6 protein-coding genes and 1 pseudogene are annotated in these 5,601 nt (G+C 70.8%); 3 read left to right on the top strand and 4 right to left on the bottom strand.

From position 1 onward, the window contains the following. Positions 1-70: pseudogene (locus tag RH94_RS42420) on the top strand (deoxyxylulose-5-phosphate synthase); the annotation flags it as partial. A gap of 383 nt (positions 71-453) precedes the next feature. On the opposite strand, the gene RH94_RS04830 reads toward RH94_RS42420, so the two are convergent. Both RH94_RS04830 and deoC read right to left on the bottom strand, forming a co-directional pair. Beyond that, positions 454-1,305: a phosphotransferase enzyme family protein gene (locus RH94_RS04830; RefSeq protein ID WP_073946408.1), complete on the bottom strand. Its 852-nt coding sequence runs from the start codon at positions 1,303-1,305 to the stop codon at positions 454-456. A gap of 125 nt (positions 1,306-1,430) precedes the next feature. Next, a complete protein-coding gene (gene deoC, locus RH94_RS04825; RefSeq protein ID WP_073946407.1) occupies positions 1,431-2,186 on the bottom strand; it encodes a deoxyribose-phosphate aldolase in 756 nt (251 codons plus the stop codon). 131 nt (positions 2,187-2,317) lie between these two features. On the opposite strand from deoC, the gene RH94_RS04820 reads away from it, so the two are divergent. Continuing rightward, the gene (locus RH94_RS04820; RefSeq protein ID WP_073946406.1) at positions 2,318-3,046 is read left to right on the top strand and encodes a GntR family transcriptional regulator; all 729 of its coding nucleotides are present in this window, start codon (positions 2,318-2,320) and stop codon (positions 3,044-3,046) included. A gap of 402 nt (positions 3,047-3,448) precedes the next feature. On the opposite strand, the gene RH94_RS04815 is transcribed toward RH94_RS04820, so the two are convergent. Then, positions 3,449-4,534, bottom strand: a complete 1,086-nt coding sequence (locus tag RH94_RS04815) for a DNA polymerase III subunit beta family protein (protein WP_073946423.1) — start codon at positions 4,532-4,534, stop codon at positions 3,449-3,451. Between the two features lie 170 nt (positions 4,535-4,704). Between RH94_RS04815 and RH94_RS04810 the strand changes: the two genes are divergently transcribed. After that, positions 4,705-5,124: a hypothetical protein gene (locus tag RH94_RS04810; protein ID WP_073946405.1), complete on the top strand. Its 420-nt coding sequence runs from the start codon at positions 4,705-4,707 to the stop codon at positions 5,122-5,124. A gap of 84 nt (positions 5,125-5,208) precedes the next feature. Here RH94_RS04810 and RH94_RS46575 read toward each other — a convergent pair whose 3' ends face one another. Next, complete coding sequence (locus RH94_RS46575; protein WP_388350547.1) at positions 5,209-5,283, bottom strand: 50S ribosomal protein bL37; 75 nt, start codon at positions 5,281-5,283, stop codon at positions 5,209-5,211. Positions 5,284-5,601: the final 318 nt, after the last annotated feature.

Here is a 5,601-nt window from a genome sequence, read left to right as displayed (position 1 = left end):
GCGGATGGCATACGCCCGGCGCAGCGGCGAGCCGGCCGTCAAAGCGCTCGTACGACCCGAGGTTCCGTAGGCGACCATGGCACGCTCGGACTCGCCGCGGCCGGGACGGCGACGGTGCGCACGGTGGAGTGCGACGAACTGGCGGCCCGACCGGGTGCCGTGGCGTTCTTCGCGGACACTGTGGCGCGTGGTGCGGCACCTCGCGCCACCGGTTACGCCCTGAAGCGGCCGGCAGAGGGGGTCTGGAGTCTGGAACGGGCTGAGGCCCACGTACGAGGTGCCGATGGCAAGCAGTGTCGTGACCGGCAACGTTCGCCTTGTCTCGACGGAGTCCGAATCGGTGATCGAGCCGTCGACATGTGCGACTGGACCTCGCCCACGACCGGCCAAGGCCGGAATCACGGCAGATCCCGACATCAACAGCCGGCCGGCCACGACCTCGAAGGTCCGCGATCAGCCATGGGTGTCCAGGCCGTTACGATCGAGTGCTGCTCGGATCCGGTTGAGCCACTCCGTGCCCAGCCGGCGCCCGTTGGGGAGTTGGTCGCCTCGATCCCAGCGCCACGCTGTGATCATCGCCAGTACGAGGATCCGGCACTCGCGCAGCAAGTCTTGGTCGACACCCGGATAGTGCTCGCCGACTTCTTCGGGCGCATGGGCGAGGTCGAACTCGACGGGCCCACGGCAACACGTCTCAAGGTCTATGAACAGCAGCCCGTTCTCCGTGGTGAGCACGTTGCCCGGGTGCGGCTCGCCGTGCAGTAGCTGCTCGGTGCCGCCGCGCTCGCCGATCACTCGTCTCAGGCTTCGCAACGTGTCGCCGAGCAGCTTCCGGTCCGCGTCGGCGAGCGCCGGAGTGCGGTCGCGGTTGGCCACGAGTTGCTGAGCCTGCTCGACTCGATCCGTGAAACGCGGCGTCGGGACAACGATCTCGCGCATGCCGGCATGCAGCCGCTCGAGCGCATTGGCGTAGTCGGCTGGTGAGACCTCTCGAGGTGCCACGGGTTCGTAGTAGGTCCATAGCGTGACCACGAAGCCATCACGCTCGTAGACGCCCGGCTCCACTCGAGGATCGAGAGCAGCCACAGGACACCCGGATTCGACGAGCCGCTGGGCGAGCTCGACTTCGAACTGTGCGACCTGATGCGCTACGGGCGCCACCCGGGCCAGGACGTCACAAGGCAGCAGACGCAGAGTGAGCTTGTTCGAGTCATGAAGAACGATCGCGGCGTCGACTGTCAGGCCAAGTGATGAGGCGGTCGACATGGCCGCGGCCACCGCACTCGGCACCTCTGACGCCTGCATCGTCGCCTGGCCCCTCTCCCTTGAGCGCTGCCACAGCTCTTCAAGCGGTGCAACCCGCGCACCCTACCAAGTTGTTGTGGGAGAGCCGTGGTGGCGCGAAGGGCAGGGCGGGAGCCCCGGTGCACTCAGTACCCGATGGTCGGGGCGTCGTCCGTCAGGGGTGCGGCACCGGTGAGGCGGCCCCGGAGGTCGTCGAGGATGGTGGCGGTGGCGGTCGCGCCGAAGCGGGTGGCGCCCAGGTGGTGCAGTTCCAGCAGGGCGTCGAGGGTGCGTACGCCGCCCGCGGCCTTGACGTGGACGTGCGGTGAGACGGTGCGCCGCATCAGGGCGATGTCGGCGGCCGTCGCACCGCCGGGGGCGAACCCGGTGCTGGTCTTCACGAAGGCCGCTCCCGCCGCCTCGGCCGCGCGGTATCCGGCGGCCTTCTGCTCGTCGTCCAGGTACGCGTTCTCGAAGATGACCTTCACCGTGCGGCCCTCCGCCGCCCGCACGACCGCGGCGATCTCGTCCTGGACGTACGCGACGTCGCCGCCGCGCAGGCGGCCGATGTCGATGACCATGTCGATCTCCTGCGCGCCCAGGCCGACCAGTTCGGCGGTTTCGAACACCTTGGCCGCCGTGGTCGCCCCGCCGTGCGGGAAGCCGACGACCGTACCGACCGCGACCCCGCTGCCCGTGAGCGCCGACACGGCGGCCGCGACATCGGCCGGGCGCACGCACACCGAGGCCGTGCGGTACTCCGACGCGGTCTCCAGGCCGGCGGCGACCTCGGCCGGGGTCAGCTCCGGCCGCAGCAGCGAGTGGTCGATCATCTTCGCCACCTCCTCGGGCGTGGGCAGCGGGCCGTCCCAGCGCGGGGTGGCGATCGAGGCGACAGACATGGTTTTCCTTCCGGTCCTGCATAAACCGTTCAGAGCTGTCTAGACAGCCTATGCAGGGGAGGATGATGGTGTCGACGGACGTCACGCCAGGAGCCGCGACCCGCACCGACCCGGGAGGAACAACCCCCGCCATGGCCGCACCGCAGCCGCTGTACGAACGCATCGAGAAGCAGTTGCGCCGACGCCTCGCCGCGGCCACCGACGGAGACCCGTTCCCCTCGGAACCGCGCCTGGCCGCGGAGTTCGGCGTCTCCCGGATGACGGTGCGGGCGGCCCTGGCCGGGCTGGAACGCGACGGCCTGCTGGAACGCGTGCCCGGCCGGGGCAGCTTCGTACGCAAGGCCGCCGCTGCCCGCCCGGTCGGAACCCTGCTGAGCTTTTACGATCAGGCCCTTGCGGCCGGGAGGACACCCCGCTCGCGCGTCCTGCGGGCCGGAGTGCGCCCCGCCTCACCCCAGGAAGCCGCCGCGCTCTACCCCACCGCCCCTGTCCAGGACGCCACCGTGGTCGGGGTCAGCCGCGTCCGGCTCTTCGACGACCTGCCCGTCGCCGTCGAGCACGCCACCTTCCCCGCCTCCCTCGACGCCTTGCTCACCGCGGACCTGGAGACCGGCTCCCTGCACAACGCACTGCGCCGCCTCGGCCTGCACCCGACCCTCGGCTCCTCCGTCCTCACCGCACGCACGGCCGGCGACGACGCACCCGAACTCGGCGTCGACGCCGCCACCCCGATGCTCGTCGAGATGCGCTCCATCGCCGACCAGCACGGCGCCCCCCTGGAACACACGGTCAGCTCCTACGTGGCCCACCGCTACGCGCTCCAGGTCGACTTCTCCGTCGCACACCGGGAAGGCCCCTGACAGTGCTGCGCCCCGTCGCGATGCCGACAACTCGGCCGACGCCGGGTAAGGCGCTCAGGAGCACCGGTCCGGTCGCCCCTTGCAGTGCGGGGAACGTCGGTTCCCCTCCCACCGGTACGTCCGCGTGCGTGGCAGAGTGCCACCCCGACCGCGACCTTCCAGGACCCCGGCGATCTGACCGGCTCTCCTGGGGCTGGACGAGCCGCACGCGGTCGGCTGCCTCCGCCGGGATCTCGCCGAAGCGGTTGGCAGTCGGGTGTGCGCCTGAGAGGCCGACGACGATACTCGCCGTTGCATCCCTGCGCCCCGAGGTGCCTTGAGCCGACGCTGACCTGGCGTCGGCTCGCAGGCGGTCCTCGGGGACGCCCCGGGCCGGCAAGCGCGTCACCGGGATCGGCCGGCTCAGTCCTCCAGTCGGACCGGCATCAGCAGCGAGAGGGTGTCCTCGTCGTCGGGCTGGCGGATCAGGAGGGGCGCGGTGGGGGCGCCGAACTCCAGGATCAGTTCGGCCCGGGCTCCGGCGGTGAGTGCCTGCAGCAGGAACTCGCGGTTGACGGCGATGTGGTTCCGGTCGTCGTCACCGTCCTCGCGGACGGTCACCGTGCCGTCGTCCGCCACCTGGAGCACGCTGAGGTCGTAGGCCGTGCCGTCCTGCTTCCGTACCTCGCTCGCGCGGACGGGACCGGTCGCCAGCGACGTCCGGAAGGCCGCCACGTCGACGAGGGCTCGTCGGCCGGCGGGCAGGTGGAGGAGGCGGCGGTAGTCGGGGAAGTCGTGGTCCAGGCACTGGCCTGCCGTCTGACGGTCCCCGGTCTCCAGCGCCACGCGGTCGCCGTCCACCGTGAGCCGGACGGGTTCCTCCCCGCCCAGGAGCGCCCGCATCGCGTCGGCGAGCGGGAGGGGCACGGTGACCTGGACCCGGCCCGTGCCGTGCCCGGCGGTGCGTGCCCGCGCGACGGCCATCCGGTACCGGTCGGTGGCCACGAGGCGGAGGTCCTCGCCCTCGAGGTCGAACAGGACGCCGCCGAGCACCGGCAGCTCCGGGTCGGTACTGGCCGCGAAGCGGACCGCGTCCAGCGCGGCGGCCAGCTCCGGGGCGGAGACGGACAGCCGGGCGGTGGCGGTGCGGAGCGAAGAGGTCATGGGGTTCTCCCTGTGGTCGAGTACTGCTCGGAGCGCGGAGAACTCACCGCGGGCGTCGGACAGGCCCCGCTCGAGACGGCGCAGGTGCGCCTGGAGGAGCCCCCGGACCAGGTCCGTGTCCGCGCTGGACCAGCCGGCCAGTACCAGCCGGATGTCCGCCAGCGGCATGCCGGCCCGGCGCAGGCGGGCCAGCAGCCGGGCCTCGTCGCACTGCTCGGGGTCGTACCAGCGGTAACCGCTCACCGGGTCCACCCAGGCGGGGACCAGCACACCGGCCCGGTCGTAGAACCGGAGCGCGCTCACGCTCAGTCCGCTGTCCCGGGCCATCTCCCCGATGCTGTGCATGTCGTTCTCCACACCCGGAACTCTGGGCCCTCCACAAGGTCGAGGGTCAACCCCGGTCCGACCTGCCGACCTGTTCCATTACCTCGGCGGTAATCGACCCTCCGTGCGGAACCGGTCAAGGTGGGAACCACCGTGACCAGCGTTTTCGACCTCGACGGAGGCTGATCGGCATGTCCGCCACCACCCTGCTCGGCACCCTCTCCCGTACCGACCGCCCGCAGACCATGCTGCGCCGCTTCCTCGCCCTCGACGCCATCGTCACCGGCGTCAACGGACTGGTCTACCTGATCGACTCGAAGCCGGTCGGCAACCTGCTCGGCATCGGGTCCGGTCTGTTGTTCGAACTCGGCGTCTTCCTGGTGCCGTACGCCGCGGGGGTCGGCTACCTCGCCACACGGAAGCAGCCGCCGGCCCTCGCCGTGAAGGCGGTCGTCGACGCCAATGTGCTGTGGGCCGTGCTCAGTGTTGTCGCGATGCTCGTCTGGTTCTCGCCGACGACCGCGGGTGCCGTCTGGATCCCCGTGCAGGCCATGACCGTCGCCGGTTTCGGTGTGCTCCAGTTCCTCTCGTTGCGTGCCACCAGGGCCTGATGGAGGGCGGGTTCCGGCTGTTGTGCCCGAGCTGGGACTGATGCCCTGTCCGCCCGGACGCGTCCGGGCGGACAGGGCATCAGGTCAGGCGTTGGGGCGCTTGCCGTGGTTCGCGCGCTTCTTCTTCCGGCCGCGCCGCTTGTTGCCTCGCTTGGACATGGAAACTTCTCCTTATTGTCGGAATTGCCCATGATTTGGTCATTCTAGTGTCCAGTCATGTGGACCGCGAGAACGCCATCACCCGGTCGGCCACCGGGGGTGAGCCGCGGGCCGGGCATACCGTCGGCCGCCCGGCCGCACGCGCCCTGGCCACCACGGGGCGATCTTTCCCGTGATCCGCCGGATGGTGTTCCGAGTGAGCCACTCGGCCGCCAACTGCGGTGAGGCGTCGGCTTCCTGGGCAGCGCCAACCTCACCGAGGCCGCGTCACGGCGCAACATCGAGGCGGGAGTCCTCGTGAACGGCGGTGACGCCCCC

This window comes from Streptomyces kebangsaanensis, from assembly GCF_001906585.1.
Classification (GTDB): Bacteria; Actinomycetota; Actinomycetes; order Streptomycetales; family Streptomycetaceae; genus Streptomyces; species Streptomyces kebangsaanensis.
The sequence above is the reverse complement of the archived record's forward strand: the minus strand, read 5'-3'. Positions and strand labels throughout refer to the sequence as shown.

Excerpts from the sequence above, each read along its gene's own strand:
- RH94_RS04830 (WP_073946408.1), bottom strand. The coding sequence starts at position 1,305 with ATGCAGGCGTCAGAGGTGCCGAGTGCGGTGGCCGCGGCCATGTCGACC.
- deoC (WP_073946407.1), bottom strand. The coding sequence starts at position 2,186 with ATGTCTGTCGCCTCGATCGCCACCCCGCGCTGGGACGGCCCGCTGCCC.
- RH94_RS04820 (WP_073946406.1), top strand. The coding sequence starts at position 2,318 with ATGGCCGCACCGCAGCCGCTGTACGAACGCATCGAGAAGCAGTTGCGC.
- RH94_RS04815 (WP_073946423.1), bottom strand. The coding sequence starts at position 4,534 with ATGCACAGCATCGGGGAGATGGCCCGGGACAGCGGACTGAGCGTGAGC.
- RH94_RS04810 (WP_073946405.1), top strand. The coding sequence starts at position 4,705 with ATGTCCGCCACCACCCTGCTCGGCACCCTCTCCCGTACCGACCGCCCG.